Raw genomic sequence first — 16,670 nt, 5'->3', positions numbered from 1 at the left:
GTCAGCGGGTGATGCCGCGGGTGGAGCTCTGGATGGAGTCGCGGAACACCGCGACTTCCGGGAACTGCTCGGAGGTTTCAGCCAGCTCGGCGAGCGCCTCGTCCACCGTCAGCCCCTGGCGGTAGACCACCTTGTAGGCCCGGCGCAGCGCCTGGATCGACTCGGCGCTGAAACCGCGACGGCGGAGGCCCTCGAAGTTCATGCTGCGGGCCTCAGCGGGGTTGCCGAAGACCGTCACGTAGGCCGGGACGTCCTTGCCGATAGTGGTACCCATGCCGGAGAAGGCGTGGGCGCCGATGCGGCAGAACTGATGCACCAGGGTATAGCCGGAGAGGATCGCCCAATCATCCACATGAACATGTCCCGCCAGCGCGGTGTTGTTCACGAGGATGCAATGGTTGCCGATCACACTGTCATGACCGATGTGGACATAGGCCATGAGCAGGTTGTGATCACCAATGGTGGTTTCCGAACGATCCTGGATAGTGCCGCGATGGATGGTCACACCCTCGCGGATCACGTTGTGGTCGCCGATCACCAGACGAGTCGGCTCGCCCTTGTACTTCAAGTCGGGCGTGTCTTCGCCAACGCTGGAGAACTGGAAAATCCGATTGTGTTTACCGATCTTCGTGGGGCCTTTGACCACCACGTGCGGACCGATCACCGTACCTTCGCCGATCTCCACATCCGGCCCGACCATGGACCAGGGGCCCACTTCTACGTCGTCAGCCAGCTTTGCGCGCGGGTCGATGATGGCGCGAGGATCGATCAAACTCATAGTTTGCGTTCCGCACAGATGATTTCAGCCGAGCATACCGGCTTGCCGTCCACGGTGGCATTGCAGTCGAACTTCCAGATACCGCGTTTGACGCTGATGAACTGGGCGTTCAGCTGCAACTGGTCACCCGGCAGTACCGGCTGGCGGAAACGCAGCTTGTCGGAACCGACGAAGTAGTAGAGGGTGCCATCGGCCGGCTTCACGTCGAGCATCTTGAAACCGAGAATACCGGCCGCCTGGGCCATGGCCTCGATGATCAGCACGCCCGGCATGATCGGGTGCTGCGGGAAGTGGCCATTGAAGAACGGCTCGTTGATGCTGACATTCTTGTAGGCGCGAATGCGCTTGCCTTCGATGTCCAGCTCCACCACCCGATCCACCAGCAGGAAGGGGTAGCGATGAGGCAGGTATTCGCGAATCTCGTTGATGTCCATCATGTTCAGGGGAGCCTGTTCAGAAAAGGGAAACGCCAAAAAATGCGTGGATCACGCATCTGATGGAGCGTCTCCGCTTGGGGTCACGGCGGCCAGGCGCTTTTCCAGCTGCTGCAGACGACGGGCCATGTCATCCAGCTGACGAATGCGCGCGGCACTCTTCTTCCATTCAGCCGCAGGCTGCATGGCAGTACCGGACGAGTAGGAGCCCGGTTCGGTGATCGAACGGGTCACCATGGTCATCCCGGTGACGAAGACGTTGTCACAGATCTCGATGTGGCCGACCAGGCCGACACCGCCGGCAAGCATGCAGTGCTTGCCGATCTTGGCACTGCCGGAAATCCCGCAGCAGCCAGCCATGGCGGTGTGATCACCGATCTGCACGTTGTGGGCGATCATGATCTGGTTGTCCAGCTTCACGCCGTTGCCCACCAGGGTGTCGGACAGTGCACCACGGTCGATGGTGGTATTGGCACCAATCTCGACATCGTCGCCCAGGGTTACGCCGCCAATCTGCGCAATCTTCTGCCAGACACCCTTGTGGTTGGCAAAGCCGAAGCCTTCGCCACCCAGCACGGCGCCGGACTGGATCACCACACGCTTGCCGATGCAGACGTCGTGGTAAAGCGTCACGCGAGGTGCAAGCCAGCCACCTTCGCCAATCACGCTGCGCGCACCAACGAAGCAATGGGCACCGATGGTGACATTCGCACCAATCTGCGCACCCGCCTCGATCACGGCATAGGGTCCGATACTGGCCGTCGCATCGATCTGGGCACCTTCATCGACCACCGCAGTGGGATGAATGCCGACCGGCGCCTTGGGCTTGCGGTCGAACTGGTGGGACAGACCGGCATACGCCAGATAGGGATTGGGGACGATCAGTGCATTGCCGGCATAGCCTTCAGCGTCGGCGGCGGTCAGCAGGACGGCGCTGGCCTGGCTGTCGGCGAGGAACTTGCGATACTGTGGATTGGCCAGGAAGCTCAGTTGGCCGGCGCCTGCATCCTGCAGGGTAGCCAGCCCACTGATTACCTGAGCAGGATCGCCACGCAACTCGGCATCGAGTTGCGCAGCCAGTTCAGCGAGGGTAAAGGACAACTCGGTCATCATCAGCGCAGTTGGTTCATGCGCTCGATGACCTGGCGGGTGATGTCGTACTGCGGCTTGACGTCGACCACGGCACCACGCTCGACCACGAGGTCATAACCACCTTTCTTGATGGTTTCCTCGACGGCCTGGTCCAGCTTCGGCTTGAGCTTCTTCAGCATGTCACGGTCAGCGACGGCCTTGGCTTCGTTCAGCTCCTTGGACTGGAACTGGAAGTCACGGGCTTTCTGCTTGAAGTCACCCTCGGCCTTTTCACGCTCGGCATTGGACATCTTGCTGCCGCCGTTGACCAGCTTGTCCTGCAGGGACTTGGCATCGCTTTCCAGCGCCTTGAGCTTGTTCAGCTGCGGGCCAAACTTCTTCTCGGCGTCAACGGCGTACTGCTTGGCCGCATCCGACTCGAGGAGTGCCATCTGATAGTTGAGCACCGCGATCTTCATGTCGGCGAACGCGGGGCTCGCTGCCAGGGCGGCGGTGATCAGGACGAACTGGGTCAACTTACGCACAATGCACTCCTGCACAAAGCATGGTTGTCTTTACAACGATACGGCCAATTAGAAGGTCTGCCCCAGGGAGAACTGGAAGATCTGGGTTTCGGCGTTGTCCGGCTTCTTGATCGGAGTTGCCAGGCTGAAGCTCAGCGGGCCCAGCGCCGTGATCCAGGTCAGACCGACACCCGCAGACATCGCCATGTCCTGGAACTTGACGCCATCACAACCCTGGGTGGTTGAAATCGGGCAGTCGGTGTCGAACACGTTACCGATGTCATAGAACAGCACCGTCCGCAGTTGGCGCTGGTCCTTCACGAAGGGCAGCGGGAACAGCAGTTCTGCACCGCCGGTGATCATGATGTTACCACCGAAGGCTTGCGGATCCTGATCCGGGTCGGTGTAGCGGCCTTGGTCGTCAGGGCCGTCGCCGTTGTTGCGCGCCTTACTCGGCGTACTGCGCGGGCCGAGAGAGCTGTCCTTGAAGCCACGCACCGAGTTGAAACCACCGGCGTAGTAGTTCTCGTAGAACGGCAGGCGATCAGTGGAGCCATAGCCATCACCGTAGCCGAGCTCGGTGTGGAAGCGCATGGTGTAGTTCTCGGTCAGCGGCGCGAAGATCTGGCCACGATAGTCGATCTTGTAGAAGGACAGGTCGCTGCCCGGAATGGTGGACTCGAGCACCAGGCTCTGCGAGTGACCGCGGTTCGCCAGCACGCCCTTGTTCAGGGTCGATTCGGACCAGCCGATGGACGCCTTGAAGTTGGTGAAGCTGTCGCCTTCCTTCTCGATGAAGTCGAAGATCTCGTCAACGGTGTAGGCGCCGGTATCGAGGTTGTCGCGCTGCACGGTCAGGCCGTAGGTCAGGCGCGAGGTCTCGCTGATCGGGTAGCCGATGCTGACACCAGCACCCAGGCTATTCACCGAGTAGCTGGATACGTCGACGTCGAGCTTGTCGTAGTCGGTCTTGCGGTAGAAGGCGTTGTAGCCAAGGCTCACACCGTCGACGGTCCAGTAGGGGTCGACAAAGCCGAAGTTGTAACGGGTCTGGTAGTCGGATTTGGTCAGGCCGATGCTGACCTTGTTACCGGTACCCAGGAAGTTGTTCTGGCTGATCGAGCCACCGAGAATCAGACCGGCGCTCTGTGCGAAGCCCACACTGGCGGTGATCGAGCCGGAAGGCTGCTCTTCCACGCTGTAGTTGACGTCAACCTGGTCGTCGGTACCCGGGACCGCCGGGGTCTCGACGTTGACTTCCTTGAAGTAGCCCAGGCGCTCCAGACGCTGCTTGGACTGGTCGATCAGGTACGTCGAGGCCCAGCCACCTTCCATCTGCCGCATTTCGCGACGGAGTACCTGGTCCTCGGTCTTGGTGTTGCCACGGAAGTTGATGCGATTGACGTAGGCGCGCTTGCCCGGATCGACCACATAGGTGATCGACACGGTCTTGTTCTCGTCGTTCGGCTCGGGAACGCCGTTGACGTTGGCGAAGGTATAACCTTCGTTACCCAGGCGGCGGGTGATCAGGTCGGAGGTGGTGGTCATCACCTTGCGGGAAAACACCTGCCCTTTCTTCACCAGCAGCAGCTTCTTCACTTCCTCTTCCGGCACCTTCAGGTCGCCGGAGAGCTTCACGTCGCTGACGGTGTACTTCTCGCCTTCGTTGACGTTGACGGTGATATAGACGTGTTTCTTGTCCGGGGTGATGGATACCTGGGTGGAGGCGATATCCATGTGGATGTAGCCGCGGTCCAGGTAGTAGGAACGCAGACGTTCCAGGTCACCGGAGAGCTTCTCGCGGGAGTACTTGTCGTCGTTCTTGAAGAAGGACAGCCAGTTGGTGGTCTTCAGTTCGAACAGGTCGGTCAGGTCTTCCTCGGAGAAGACAGTGTTGCCCACCACGTTGACATGGGCGATGGCCGCCACGGTGCCTTCGTTGATGTTGATCTTCAGCGCGACGCGGTTGCGCGGCTGCGGCACCACTTCGGTCTCGATCTCGGCGGAGTAGCGGCCCTGGGCCACGTACTGGCGCTGCAGTTCGTTGCGCACGCCTTCGAGGGTCGCGCGCTGGAAGATTTCGCCTTCGGACAGGCCGGATTGCTTCAGCCCCTTCATCAGGTCTTCGGTGGTGATGGCCTTGTTGCCCTCGATCTCGATGCTGGAGATGGATGGACGCTCGACCACATTGACGATCAGCACATTGCCATCACGGCTGAGCTGAATGTCCTGGAAGAAGCCGGTCTTGAACAGCGAGCGGGTCGCTTCGACCAGACGGCGATCGTCGATCTGCTCACCGACGTTCAGCGGCAGCGCCGCGAACACGCTGCCGGCGGACACACGCTGCAGACCGTTGACCCGGATATCGGAAACAGTGAAGGACTCGGCGTGAACCTGGGCGATCATCAGCGCGGAAAGGGCCGCGGGAAGCAGAAAGCGTTTCATGGAGTCCTTTTATTCCAACTGACAAATAGAGAATCTGCCGCAAATGGCGGCAGATCCGAAATCCAATGGGCGGTTACAGCCGACTCAGATCGTTGACCAGGGCCAACAACATGACCCCGACTACCAGGCTGATGCCAATCTGCATCCCCCAAGCCTGGACCCGCTCCGACAGTGGGCGACCTCGCACCCACTCGACCATGTAGAACAGCAGATGCCCGCCATCGAGGACAGGAATCGGCAACAGGTTGAGAACCCCCAAACTGATACTCAGGTAGGCGAGGAAATGCAGAAAATCCCCTACGCCGGACTGGGCTGAAGCGCCCGCCACTTTAGCAATGGTTATCGGCCCGCTCAAGTTTTTTACCGAGAGCTGCCCGAGCACCATTTTCTTTAGAGAATCCAGAGTTAGGAGGCTCATGGACCAGGTTCGGGAGAGCGCCTGCCCCACCGCCGCGACCGGTCCGTAGCTCACTTCCCGGAGCATTTCCGGCGGCCACTGGCCACCCGCCACGCCAGCCCCCAGGTAGCCGGCTCTGGCCTTGCCCTCCCCTTTTGCCGCCAGGGTCAGGACGAGATCTTCATGCTGGCCGACGCGCTCGACGCCCAGAGTGACCTTGGCCTCCGGCCTGGCGCGGACGCGTTCGACCACCTGCTGCCAATCCGTGACCGCTTGCCCCTCAAGAGTGACGATCCGGTCACCAATCTGCAGGCCGGCTGCCTTGGCAGGGCCTTTGTCATCCAGTTCGGCGATGACCGGTGCGACAGCCGGTCGCCAGGGCTGCAGGCCCAGACCACCGATGGGGTCGGGGTTGTCTTCGTTCTTCAGCCAGGCGCTGATTCGCACCTGATGCACAGCGGGAACACTGGAACCCTGCTCCAGCACGGAAACACTGAGCTCACCGGTCTCGCCGAGACGACGCACCAGTTGCAGGTTGACACCACTCCAGCCATCGACCGCCTCGCCATCGACCGCCACCACTTCCTGGCCCGCCATCAGGCCAGCGTGCGCAGCCGGGCTGTCAGCCACCACGGAACCGATGATCGGCTTGACCTGCTGGCTGCCCAGCATCGCCAGCACCCAGAAGAACAGGATGGCCAGGAAGAAGTTGGCAATCGGCCCGGCGGCGACAATGGCAATACGCTGGAAAACCGTCTTGCGATTGAAGGCGCGATCGAGCAGTTCAGCAGGGACATCACCCTCGCGCTCGTCCAGCATCTTCACGTAACCGCCCAGGGGAATGGCGGCGACAACGAATTCGGTACCATGACGATCATGCCAGCGCACCAGCGGCGTGCCGAAGCCCACGGAGAAACGCAGTACCTTGACCCCGCAGCGGCGGGCGACCCAGAAGTGTCCGAACTCGTGGAAGGTGACCAGTACGCCCAGGGCGACAATCAGTCCCACCACCATATAAAGGGCGCTCATCGCTACCTCCTCGGGCTCAACACCCGTGTTCCTGCAACCACGCCTGCGCGGCGCTGCGTGCGCACTGGTCGGCGGCCAGCACCGCATCGAGCGATTCGACCGGCGCGGACGTCTCACGGTTCAGCACGTCGTCGATAATAACCGGGATATCGGTAAAGCGGATGCGTCGCTCGAGGAACGCCGCGACAGCCACCTCGTTCGCTGCATTGAGCATCGCGGGCGCACTGCCACCGGCCTCCGCGGCCTGACGCGCCAGGCGCAGGCAAGGGAAACGCTGCTCGTCGGGCGCACTGAAGTCCAGACGGGCGATGGAGAACAGATCCAGCGGCGAAACACCGGAATCAATGCGCTGCGGCCATGCCAGGGCATGGGCGATCGGGGTGCGCATGTCCGGATTGCCGAGCTGGGCCAGCACCGAACCATCGATATAGTCCACCAGGGAGTGGATCACGCTCTGCGGATGAATCACCACCTCGACCTTCGAGGGCGGCGCGTCGAACAGCCAGCAGGCCTCGATCAGCTCCAGCCCCTTGTTCATCATGCTGGCCGAATCGACGGATATCTTCCGCCCCATCGACCAGTTGGGGTGCGCGCAGGCCTGCTCAGGGGATACCTGTGCCAATTGCTCCAGTGGCGTCTCGCGAAACGGGCCGCCCGAAGCCGTCAGCAGGATACGGCGAACGCCCACTTCACCGAGCCCGCGGGCGTAATCCGCCGGCATGCACTGGAAGATCGCGTTGTGCTCGCTATCGATGGGTAACAGGACTGCGCCGCTGGCGCGCACGGCATCCATGAACAGGGCGCCGGACATGACCAGCGCCTCCTTGTTGGCCAGCAGCACCCGCTTGCCTGCCTCGACAGCAGCCAGGGTGGGCTTCAGGCCGGCAGCGCCGACAATGGCCGCCATCACCGCATCCACCTCGGGATGGGCGGAAACCTCGCAAAGCCCTGCCTCTCCCGCCAGCACGCGAGCCTGCAATCCGGCCGAATTCAGCCGATCCTGCAACGCACGCGCCTGTTCAAGCTCCGGCACCACGACGAAACGCGGCCGGTGGCGCAGACATAGCGTCTCCAACTCGACCAGACGGGAAAAGCCGCTGAGTGCAAAGACTCGATAACGATCAGGGTGACGCCCGATCACGTCGAGGGTGCTGAGACCGATCGATCCGGTCGCCCCCAGCACGGTGATCCACTGCGGATGACTCACGGTGCCCCCCAGCCCACAGCCCAGAGCAACGCGGTGAACACCGGGATTGCCGCTGTCAGGCTGTCGATGCGATCCAGCACACCGCCATGGCCCGGCAGCAGGTTACTGCTGTCCTTGAGCCCGGACTGGCGCTTGAACATGCTTTCAGTCAGGTCACCAATGACCGACAAGGCCACCACGACGGCCGTGCAGGGCAGCGCCAGCAGCAGCTCGCGAACACTCCAGTCACGGTAGATGGAGACAGCGACGGTGATAGCCAGGCACAGCGCCATGCCACCAATGAAACCCTCCCAGCTCTTGCCGGGGCTGACGCGCGGAGCCAGCTTGCGCTTGCCGAAGGCCTTGCCGGAAAAGTAGGCGCCGATATCGGCCGCCCAGACCAGCACCATGACGGCGACGATAAGCCAGTTGGACAGCGGCCATTGCTTGAGCAGCACCAGACCTTGCCAGGCCGGCAGAAGAATCAGCAGACCGATCAGCAGACGGCGCCAGCGGCCGCCCCAGCTCGACGCGCTGTCCGGGTAGGTCAGCACCATGACGGTGGCCAACCCCCACCAGAGCAAGGCCAGCACCAGCACGGCGCCTGCCATCTGCGGCAGCCAGGCCAGCACCAGCATCAGAACCGCCACCACAGCAGCGTAACCGACACGGGCAGGTTGTTCGTTGTAGCCAGCCAGCCGCGCCCATTCCCAGGCCCCCAGGCTGACCACCAGACCGATGAACAGCGAGAACGCTGCACCGTCGAGCAGGAAGAAACCACCCAGCGCGATCGGCAACAGGATCAGCGCCGTGATGATTCGTTGTTTCAACATGACGGGGGTGCCTCGGCCTCGACCTGCTCGCTGGTCTTGCCGAAGCGGCGCTGACGAGAGGCATAGTCCTGCAACGCAGCCTGCATGGCTTCGTGCTTGAAGTCGGGCCAGTAGAGATCGGAGAAATACAGCTCGGCATAGGCCAGCTGCCAGAGAAGGAAGTTACTGATGCGGTGCTCGCCGCCCGTGCGAATGCACAGGTCGGGTAACGGCTGGTCGCCAGTGGACAGACACCCCTGGATCAGCTCCGGGGTAATCTCTTCCGCCGCCAGATGACCGGCCTGCACTTCGCGGGCGAGGCGCTGGGCCGCCTGGGTGATGTCCCACTGGCCGCCATAGTTGGCTGCCACCTGCAGCAGCATGCTGCTGCCATTGGCGGTCAGCGCCTCGGCCTCGCGCATCGCTGCCTGCAATTCAGGGGCGAAGCGACTGCGATCGCCAATGATGCGCAGGCGAATGCCATTGGCGCTGAGCTTGCGAACCTCGCGGCGCAGGGCCATGAGGAACAGCTCCATCAGCGCACCGACCTCTTCGGCCGGACGCTGCCAGTTCTCGCTGGAGAAGGCGAACAGCGTCAGTACGTCGACGCCCGCCTCGGCACAGGTCTTGATCACCGCACGAACGGCATCCACGCCGGCCTTGTGCCCGGCCACGCCGGGCATCAGGCGCTTCTTCGCCCAGCGATTATTGCCGTCCATGATGATCGCCACGTGCCGGGGCACGGGCGTCACCTGCTTGGTCTTTTCCATGACGAGAGTCCGACCGTCAGACGGCCATCAGGTCCGCTTCCTTGGCCTCGAGGGCCTTTTCGATCTCAGCGACGAACTTGTCGGTAATCTTCTGCACGTCGTCACCCGCGCGGCGCTCTTCGTCCTCGCTGATTTCCTTCTCTTTCTGCAGATCCTTCAGCTGAGCAAGGGCATCGCGACGAATGTTGCGAACGGAAACACGGGCCTGCTCAGCCTCAGCGCGAGCCTGCTTGGTGAAGCCCTTGCGGGTTTCCTCGGTCAGGGCCGGCATCGGTACGCGAATAGTGGTGCCTGCAGTAGCCGGATTCAGCCCCAGGTCGGAGGTCATGATGGCCTTCTCGACCGCCTGGATCATGGTCTTGTCAAAGACACTCAGGGCCAGGGTACGGGAATCTTCCACGGTGACGTTGGCCACCTGGCGCAGCGGCGTGTCGGAACCATAGTAGGACACCATCACGCTATCCAGGATGCTCGGGTGCGCACGGCCAGTACGAATCTTGGCGAAGGCATGACCCAGGGCTTCCAGGGTTTTGCCCATACGATCCTGTGCTTCCTTCTTGATCTCGTTGATCATCTCAATCCTCCTCGATCAGGGTGCCTTCAGCACCACCTACAACAATATTCAGCAGCGCGCCGGGCTTGTTCATGTTGAACACGCGCAGCGGCATTTTCTGGTCCCGGCACAGGCAGATGGCGGTAAGGTCCATCACACCCAGCTTGCGATCGAGCACTTCATCGTACGTCAGACGCTCGAATTTCTCGGCATTCGGGTCCTTGAACGGATCGGCAGTGTACACGCCGTCCACCTTGGTCGCCTTGAGCACTACGTCAGCATCTATTTCGATGGCGCGCAGGCAGGCGGCGGAATCGGTGGTGAAGAACGGGTTACCGGTGCCGGCGGAGAAGATCACCACTTCACCACTCTTCAAGTGGCGCATGGCCTTGCGGCGGTCGTAGTGGTCGGTCACGCCGACCATGGAGATGGCGGACATGACGATGGCGGTGATATTGGAGCGCTCCAGGGCGTCGCGCATGGCCAGGCCGTTCATCACGGTGGCCAGCATGCCCATGTGGTCGCCGGTGACGCGATCCATGCCGGCCGCGGACAGCGCCGCACCACGGAACAGATTGCCGCCACCGATGACCAGACCGACCTGCACGCCGATTCCGACGAGTTGGCCGATCTCCAGCGCCATGCGGTCCAGCACCTTGGGATCGATGCCGAACTCCTCGGAGCCCATCAGGGCTTCGCCGCTCAGTTTTAGAAGAATGCGTTTATAGCGAGGTTGACGAGCGCTCAGCTGCTGAGCCATGACCTTTTTCTCCTGCGGCGATTGAATGCTGTGCGCCTTGCGGGCGCTTGGCGGAAAGCTTGGACCAGCCAGCCTTGCGGTGCGTTTAAACCCGCCTTGCGGGTGTGCGCCGCGGAAACCGCCCCTTTTGGTTTCCCCAGTTTGGCAAAGAGGCCGCGCGCGTTAGCGGGCAGCCTCTTGCGGGGCGACAGTCCTGAGACTGTCTATTACTGCTTGGAAGCGGCTACTTGAGCAGCAACCTCGGCAGCAAAGTCAGCTTCGACTTTCTCGATGCCTTCGCCTACTTCGAAACGAACGAAGGAAACGATTTCAGCGCCGGCTTTCTTGGCCAGGTCACCGACCTTGACTTCCGGATCCTTGACGAACGCTTGCTCGACCAGGCTGGCTTCGGCCAGGAACTTCGAGATACGGCCTTTGACCATGTTCTCGACGATGTTTTCCGGCTTGCCAGCGATCTTGTCGGCGTTCAGAGCGAGGAAGATTTCCTTCTCTTTGGCAACGGCTTCTTCGGAAACCTGCGACGGATCGAGGAACTGCGGGTTGCTGGCAGCGACGTGCATGGCGATGTCGCGAGCCAGTTCAGCGTTGCCGCCCTTCAGGGTAACCAGAACGCCGATACGGTGGCCGTGCAGGTAGGCACCAACCACTTCGCCTTCGGTGCGAGCCAGGCGACGGATGTTGACGTTCTCACCGCACTTGGCAACCAGGGCCTCGCGGGCCGGCTCTTGTTCCGCGATCAGCGGAGCAGCGTCGGTCAGCTTCTGGGCAACGGCCTTGTCCAGGCTGGCAGCGACGAAGTTCTTGAAGTCGTCCTGCAGGGCCAGGAAGTCGGTCTGCGAGTTGACTTCGATGATGGTGGCGGATTTGCCGTCGTCAGCGACCTTGGCGGCGATGGCGCCTTCGGCGGCGATGTTGCCAGCCTTCTTGGCAGCCTTGATGGCGCCGGAAGCGCGCATGTCATCGATGGCTTTCTCGATATCGCCTTCGGCGGCTACGAGTGCCTTCTTGCACTCCATCATGCCCTGGCCGGTACGCTCACGCAGTTCCTTGACCAGTGCTGCAGTAATTTCTGCCATTTCGAAATCCTCTTGAGTTGCTCTCAAAACCAGATCGCCCGGCAAACCGGGCGGAATTTTCGGGGTGGCAAAAAGGGGGCCTAGCCCCCTTCCTGCTCACCGTAGGACGTCTGGACGTCCTGGAATCAGCCTTCGGCGGATTCGGCCGGTGCTTCTTCGACGAACTCGTCGGCAGTCACGCCACCGGCGCTCTTGCCACGCAGGACAGCTTCAGCCATCGAGCCCAGGTACAGCTGAACGGCGCGGATGGCGTCGTCGTTACCCGGGATAACATAGTCAACGCCTTCCGGGCTGCTGTTGGTATCGACGATGCCGATGACCGGGATGCCCAGCTTGTTGGCTTCGGTGATAGCAATGCGCTCGTGGTCAACGTCGATCACGAACAGAGCGTCCGGCAGGCCGCCCATGTCCTTGATGCCGCCCAGGCTGCGATCCAGTTTTTCCAGATCACGGGAGCGCATCAGGGCTTCTTTCTTGGTCAGCTTGGCGAAGGTGCCGTCCTGGGACTGCACTTCCAGCTCGCGCAGACGCTTGATCGACTGGCGGATGGTCTTGTAGTTGGTGAGCATGCCGCCCAGCCAACGGTGGTCGACGTACGGCATGCCGCAACGGGCAGCTTCTTCGCGAACGATCTTGCCGGCGGAACGCTTGGTGCCGACGAACAGGATCTTGTTCTTGCCCTGGGCCAGGCGCTCAACGAAGGTCAGGGCCTCGTTGAACATCGGCAGGGTTTTTTCGAGGTTGATGATGTGGATCTTGTTGCGCGCGCCGAAAATGAACTTGCCCATTTTCGGGTTCCAGTAACGGGTCTGGTGGCCGAAGTGCACACCGGCCTTCAGCATATCGCGCATGTTGACTTGGGACATGATAGTTCCTCGATAAGTCGGGTTAGGCCTCCATGCATCCCAACGGCCAACCCTCCGACTGTGTCGAAAGGCACCCAGGCCATCGTGTCGATGCATGTGTGGGTTAATGCTCCGAAATGGCCGTAGCCTTCAGAGCGGGGCGCTTTATACCACAACCCCGGCCAGAACAAAACCCGAAAGGACGCCCGGCACCTCCCTGCCGCCTCGTCCGACCACCCCTGTCGGCCACCCACCCTTAATAGAAAGGCGCCAAATCTGATAGACTTGCGTATTCCTCTCATTTACCCGCGCGTACGCAGCGCCTGAAGAGAAGTCGCATGACCGTCACCATCAAGACGCCCGAAGACATCGAGAAAATGCGCGTCGCCGGCCGTCTGGCCGCCGAAGTGCTGGAAATGATCGGCGAACACGTCAAGCCCGGCGTTACCACCGACGAATTGGACCGCATCTGCCACGACTACATCGTCAACGTGCAGAAGGCCATTCCCGCGCCGCTGAACTACAAGGGCTTCCCCAAATCCATCTGCACCTCGATCAACCACGTGGTGTGCCACGGCATCCCCAATGAGAAGCCGCTCAAGGAAGGTGACATCGTCAACATCGACGTCACCGTGATCAAGGACGGCTATCACGGCGACACCAGCAAGATGTTCTCCGTCGGCAAGACCCCGGAATGGGCCGACCGCCTGTGCCAGATCACCCAGGAATGCATGTACAAGGGTATCGACGTGGTCAAGCCGGGCGCGCGCCTGGGCGACATCGGCGAAGTGATCCAGAAGTACGCCGAGAAGAATGGCTTCTCGGTGGTGCGCGAGTACTGCGGCCACGGCATCGGCAAGGTCTTCCACGAAGAGCCCCAGGTGCTGCACTACGGTCGCGCCGGCACAGGCCTGGAACTGAAGGAAGGCATGATTTTCACCATCGAGCCGATGATCAATCAGGGCCGACCGGAAACCCGCCTGCTGGGCGACGGCTGGACCGCCATCACCAAGGACCGCAAGCTGTCCGCCCAGTGGGAGCACACCGTGCTGGTCACCGCCGACGGCTACGAGATCCTGACCCTGCGCAACGACGAGAGCTTCCCGCGCACCTCGGCCTGAGCGCGGTTTGCATTCTTGCCGACGGCTGGGTAGAAGATACAAATCCCGGCCCGGCACAGCCACCGGGCCTTGCGCCAAGCGCACGGCCCGGTTGCCCTCTTGCCCCTGCCCTCCCCTAAGCCATTGATCAGGAAGGCCGCCATGCCGCAGGTGGATCCCGAGTTGTTCGACCGTGGGCAGTTCCAGGCAGAACTGGCCCTCAAATCCAGCCCTATCGCTGCCTTCAAGAAGGCGATTCGCCAGGCCAACGAGGTACTCGACGCCCGCTTCAACGGCGGCCGCGACATTCGCCGGCTGATCGAGGACCGCGCCTGGTTCGTCGACCAGATCCTGCAACAGGCCTGGAACCGCTTCGACTGGGGAGACGACGCCGACATCGCGCTGGTCGCCGTGGGCGGCTACGGGCGCGGCGAACTGCACCCGCACTCGGATATCGACCTGCTGATCCTGCTCGACAGCGAGGACCAGGAGTCCTTCCGCGAGCCCATCGAGGGCTTCCTCACCCTGCTCTGGGACATCGGCCTGGAAGTCGGCCAGAGCGTGCGCTCGGTCGCCGAGTGCGCCGAGGAAGCGCGCGCCGACCTCACCGTGGTTACCAACCTGATGGAGTGCCGGACCATCTCCGGCCCGGACAGCCTGCGCCAGCGCATGCTCGACGCCACCAGCGCGAAGGAGATGTGGCCCAGCGGCCAGTTCTACCTGGCCAAGCGCAAGGAACAGATCCACCGCCACACCAAGTACAACGACACCGAATACAACCTCGAACCCAACGTGAAGGGTTCGCCCGGCGGCCTGCGCGACATCCAGACGCTGCTGTGGGTCGCTCGCCGCCACTTCGGCAGCCTCAACCTGCACGCCCTGGTGCGCGAAGGTTTCCTGGTCGAGAGCGAATGCTCGGTGCTGGCCTCCAGCCAGGAATTCCTCTGGAAGGTCCGCTACGCCCTGCACATGCTTGCCGGCCGCGCAGAGGACCGCCTGCTGTTCGACCACCAGCGGCGCATCGCCGGCATGCTCGGCTACGAGGGCAACGACGCCAAGCTGGCGGTCGAGCGCTTCATGCAGAAGTACTACCGCGTGGTGATGGCCGTTTCCGAACTGAACGATCTGATCACCCAGCACTTCGAGGAAGTGATCCTGCGGGCCGGCGAGAACGGTCAGATCCAGTCGCTCAACAGCCGTTTCCAACTGCGTGACGGCTACCTGGAAGTCACCCACGCCAACGTTTTCAAGCGCACCCCGTTCGCCCTGCTGGAGATCTTCGTCCTGCTGGCCCAGCACCCGGAGATCAAGGGCGTGCGTGCCGACACGATCCGTTTGTTACGCGACAGCCGGCACCTGATCGACGACGACTTCCGCCACGACATCCGCAATACCAGCCTGTTCATCGAGCTGTTCAAGTGCCAGGAAGGCATCCACCGCAACCTGCGGCGGATGAACCGCTACGGCATCCTCGGCCGCTACCTGCCGGAGTTCGGCCTGATCGTCGGGCAGATGCAGCACGACCTATTCCACATCTATACGGTCGACGCGCACACCCTCAACCTGATCAAGCACCTGCGCAAGCTGCGCCGGCCGGACATGGCGGAGAAGTACCCGCTGGCCAGCAAGATCATGGAGCGACTGCCCAAGCCGGAGCTGATCTACATCGCCGGCCTCTACCACGACATCGCCAAGGGCCGCGGCGGCGATCACTCGGAACTGGGGGCGGTGGACGCCGAGCACTTCTGCCAGCGCCACCAGCTGCCGCCGTGGGACACCAACCTGGTGTCCTGGCTGGTGCAGAACCACCTGATCATGTCCACCACGGCCCAGCGCAAGGACCTGTCCGACCCGCAGGTGATCTACGACTTCGCGCAGTTGATGGGTAACCAGACCTACCTGGATTACCTCTACGTGCTCACCGTGGCCGACATCAACGCCACCAACCCGACGCTGTGGAACTCCTGGCGCGCCAGCCTGCTGCGCCAGCTCTACACCGAGACCAAGCGCGCACTGCGCCGTGGCCTGGAAAACCCGGTGGACCGCGAAGAGCAGATCCGCCAGACCCAGAGCGCGGCCATCGATATCCTGGTGCGCGGCGGCATCGACCAGGACGACGCCGAGCAACTCTGGAGCCAACTGGGCGACGACTACTTCCTGCGCCACACCGCCGCGGACGTGGCCTGGCACACCGAAGCCATTCTCCAGCACCCGGACGACGGTACCCCGCTGGTGCTGATCAAGGAAACCGCCCAGCGCGAATTCGAAGGCGGCACCCAGATCTTCATCTATGCCGGTGACCAGCACGACTTCTTCGCCGTGACCGTGGCAGCGATGGACCAGCTCAACCTGAACATTCAGGACGCGCGAATCATCACCTCCACCAGCCTGTTCACCCTCGACACCTATATAGTGCTCGACGCCGATGGCGGCTCGATCGGCAACAATCCCAGCCGGGTCGAGGAAATTCGCGAAGGCCTGGTCAACGCGCTGAAGGACCCGGACGAATACCCGACCATCATCCAGCGCCGTGTGCCGCGCCAGCTCAAGCACTTCGCCTTCAATCCCCAGGTGACCATTTCCACCGACGCGGCCCGTCAGGTCAGCGTGCTGGAAGTCACCGCACCGGATCGCCCCGGCCTGCTGGCGCGCATCGGCGGATTGTTCCTGGACTTCGACCTGTCGGTGCAGAACGCCAAGATCGCCACCCTGGGCGAGCGCGTAGAGGACGTCTTCTTCGTGACCGATGCGCACAACCAGCCGCTCTCCGACCCGGAGCTGTGCAAGCGCATCCAGACCGCGCTGGTGGACATCCTCTCAGACGGCGGCCAGCCGAGCATGCCGGTCCGCATCAGCATCTAATCCCCACTTTGAAAGCATCAGAACGAAA

15 protein-coding genes are annotated in these 16,670 nt (G+C 62.1%); 2 read left to right on the top strand and 13 right to left on the bottom strand.

Annotated elements, in window-relative coordinates:
• Position 1: 1 nt before the first annotated feature.
• The 13 genes from lpxA to rpsB all read right to left on the bottom strand — a co-directional run bounded on the left by lpxA (position 2) and on the right by rpsB (position 12,701).
• Positions 2 to 778 carry an acyl-ACP--UDP-N-acetylglucosamine O-acyltransferase gene (gene lpxA / locus AC1ZV1_RS08540; protein ID WP_484296323.1) on the bottom strand — a complete coding sequence of 259 codons (777 nt, stop codon included), beginning with the start codon at positions 776 to 778 and terminating at the stop codon, positions 2 to 4.
• Positions 775 to 1,215, bottom strand: coding sequence for a 3-hydroxyacyl-ACP dehydratase FabZ (gene fabZ, locus AC1ZV1_RS08535; protein ID WP_138522697.1), 441 nt, complete (start codon positions 1,213 to 1,215; stop codon positions 775 to 777). Before fabZ ends, lpxA begins: the two co-directional genes overlap by 4 nt.
• Before the next feature lie 48 nt (positions 1,216 to 1,263).
• Positions 1,264 to 2,325: a UDP-3-O-(3-hydroxymyristoyl)glucosamine N-acyltransferase gene (lpxD, locus tag AC1ZV1_RS08530; protein ID WP_484296322.1), complete on the bottom strand. Its 1,062-nt coding sequence runs from the start codon at positions 2,323 to 2,325 to the stop codon at positions 1,264 to 1,266.
• Entirely contained in the window at positions 2,325 to 2,828 is a 504-nt protein-coding gene (locus tag AC1ZV1_RS08525; protein ID WP_017521188.1) for an OmpH family outer membrane protein, read from the bottom strand. The genes lpxD and AC1ZV1_RS08525 overlap by 1 nt, the downstream gene beginning before the upstream one ends.
• A 48-nt stretch (positions 2,829 to 2,876) precedes the next feature.
• Positions 2,877 to 5,252 carry an outer membrane protein assembly factor BamA gene (gene bamA, locus AC1ZV1_RS08520; protein ID WP_484296321.1) on the bottom strand — a complete coding sequence of 792 codons (2,376 nt, stop codon included), beginning with the start codon at positions 5,250 to 5,252 and terminating at the stop codon, positions 2,877 to 2,879.
• A gap of 73 nt (positions 5,253 to 5,325) precedes the next feature.
• Entirely contained in the window at positions 5,326 to 6,678 is a 1,353-nt protein-coding gene (gene rseP / locus AC1ZV1_RS08515; protein WP_484296320.1) for an RIP metalloprotease RseP, read from the bottom strand.
• 16 nt (positions 6,679 to 6,694) lie between these two features.
• Positions 6,695 to 7,885: a 1-deoxy-D-xylulose-5-phosphate reductoisomerase gene (gene ispC / locus AC1ZV1_RS08510; RefSeq protein ID WP_484296319.1), complete on the bottom strand. Its 1,191-nt coding sequence runs from the start codon at positions 7,883 to 7,885 to the stop codon at positions 6,695 to 6,697.
• Positions 7,882 to 8,697, bottom strand: a complete 816-nt coding sequence (locus AC1ZV1_RS08505; RefSeq protein ID WP_484296318.1) for a phosphatidate cytidylyltransferase — start codon at positions 8,695 to 8,697, stop codon at positions 7,882 to 7,884. Before AC1ZV1_RS08505 ends, ispC begins: the two co-directional genes overlap by 4 nt.
• Positions 8,691 to 9,446 (bottom strand): polyprenyl diphosphate synthase, encoded by a 756-nt coding sequence (uppS, locus tag AC1ZV1_RS08500; RefSeq protein WP_484296317.1) that lies wholly within the window; start codon positions 9,444 to 9,446, stop codon positions 8,691 to 8,693. The genes AC1ZV1_RS08505 and uppS overlap by 7 nt, the downstream gene beginning before the upstream one ends.
• Positions 9,447 to 9,462: 16 nt before the next feature.
• On the bottom strand, positions 9,463 to 10,020 hold the full coding sequence (frr, locus tag AC1ZV1_RS08495) for a ribosome recycling factor (protein WP_024766083.1): 558 nt from the start codon (positions 10,018 to 10,020) through the stop codon (positions 9,463 to 9,465).
• A gap of 1 nt (position 10,021) precedes the next feature.
• The gene (gene pyrH, locus AC1ZV1_RS08490) at positions 10,022 to 10,759 is read right to left on the bottom strand and encodes a UMP kinase (protein WP_017521181.1); all 738 of its coding nucleotides are present in this window, start codon (positions 10,757 to 10,759) and stop codon (positions 10,022 to 10,024) included.
• Between the two features lie 206 nt (positions 10,760 to 10,965).
• Positions 10,966 to 11,835, bottom strand: a complete 870-nt coding sequence (gene tsf, locus AC1ZV1_RS08485) for a translation elongation factor Ts (protein WP_017521180.1) — start codon at positions 11,833 to 11,835, stop codon at positions 10,966 to 10,968.
• Between the two features lie 125 nt (positions 11,836 to 11,960).
• Positions 11,961 to 12,701 (bottom strand): 30S ribosomal protein S2, encoded by a 741-nt coding sequence (gene rpsB / locus AC1ZV1_RS08480; RefSeq protein ID WP_017521179.1) that lies wholly within the window; start codon positions 12,699 to 12,701, stop codon positions 11,961 to 11,963.
• Between the two features lie 317 nt (positions 12,702 to 13,018).
• Here rpsB and map point away from each other — a divergent pair, with 317 nt between their 5' ends.
• Positions 13,019 to 13,801 carry a type I methionyl aminopeptidase gene (gene map, locus AC1ZV1_RS08475; RefSeq protein ID WP_484296316.1) on the top strand — a complete coding sequence of 261 codons (783 nt, stop codon included), beginning with the start codon at positions 13,019 to 13,021 and terminating at the stop codon, positions 13,799 to 13,801.
• A gap of 141 nt (positions 13,802 to 13,942) precedes the next feature.
• Positions 13,943 to 16,642 carry a [protein-PII] uridylyltransferase gene (locus tag AC1ZV1_RS08470; RefSeq protein WP_484296315.1) on the top strand — a complete coding sequence of 900 codons (2,700 nt, stop codon included), beginning with the start codon at positions 13,943 to 13,945 and terminating at the stop codon, positions 16,640 to 16,642.
• Positions 16,643 to 16,670 lie beyond the last annotated feature (28 nt).

This window comes from Pseudomonas sp. BB438, from assembly GCF_057180225.1.
Note: the sequence above shows the minus strand (reverse complement) of the source record. Positions and strands in the feature narration are given on the sequence as shown.

Excerpts from the sequence above, each read along its gene's own strand:
- lpxA (WP_484296323.1), bottom strand. The coding sequence starts at position 778 with ATGAGTTTGATCGATCCTCGCGCCATCATCGACCCGCGCGCAAAGCTG.
- fabZ (WP_138522697.1), bottom strand. The coding sequence starts at position 1,215 with ATGATGGACATCAACGAGATTCGCGAATACCTGCCTCATCGCTACCCC.
- lpxD (WP_484296322.1), bottom strand. The coding sequence starts at position 2,325 with ATGATGACCGAGTTGTCCTTTACCCTCGCTGAACTGGCTGCGCAACTC.
- bamA (WP_484296321.1), bottom strand. The coding sequence starts at position 5,252 with ATGAAACGCTTTCTGCTTCCCGCGGCCCTTTCCGCGCTGATGATCGCC.
- rseP (WP_484296320.1), bottom strand. The coding sequence starts at position 6,678 with ATGAGCGCCCTTTATATGGTGGTGGGACTGATTGTCGCCCTGGGCGTA.
- AC1ZV1_RS08505 (WP_484296318.1), bottom strand. The coding sequence starts at position 8,697 with ATGTTGAAACAACGAATCATCACGGCGCTGATCCTGTTGCCGATCGCG.
- uppS (WP_484296317.1), bottom strand. The coding sequence starts at position 9,446 with ATGGAAAAGACCAAGCAGGTGACGCCCGTGCCCCGGCACGTGGCGATC.
- frr (WP_024766083.1), bottom strand. The coding sequence starts at position 10,020 with ATGATCAACGAGATCAAGAAGGAAGCACAGGATCGTATGGGCAAAACC.
- pyrH (WP_017521181.1), bottom strand. The coding sequence starts at position 10,759 with ATGGCTCAGCAGCTGAGCGCTCGTCAACCTCGCTATAAACGCATTCTT.
- tsf (WP_017521180.1), bottom strand. The coding sequence starts at position 11,835 with ATGGCAGAAATTACTGCAGCACTGGTCAAGGAACTGCGTGAGCGTACC.
- rpsB (WP_017521179.1), bottom strand. The coding sequence starts at position 12,701 with ATGTCCCAAGTCAACATGCGCGATATGCTGAAGGCCGGTGTGCACTTC.
- map (WP_484296316.1), top strand. The coding sequence starts at position 13,019 with ATGACCGTCACCATCAAGACGCCCGAAGACATCGAGAAAATGCGCGTC.
- AC1ZV1_RS08470 (WP_484296315.1), top strand. The coding sequence starts at position 13,943 with ATGCCGCAGGTGGATCCCGAGTTGTTCGACCGTGGGCAGTTCCAGGCA.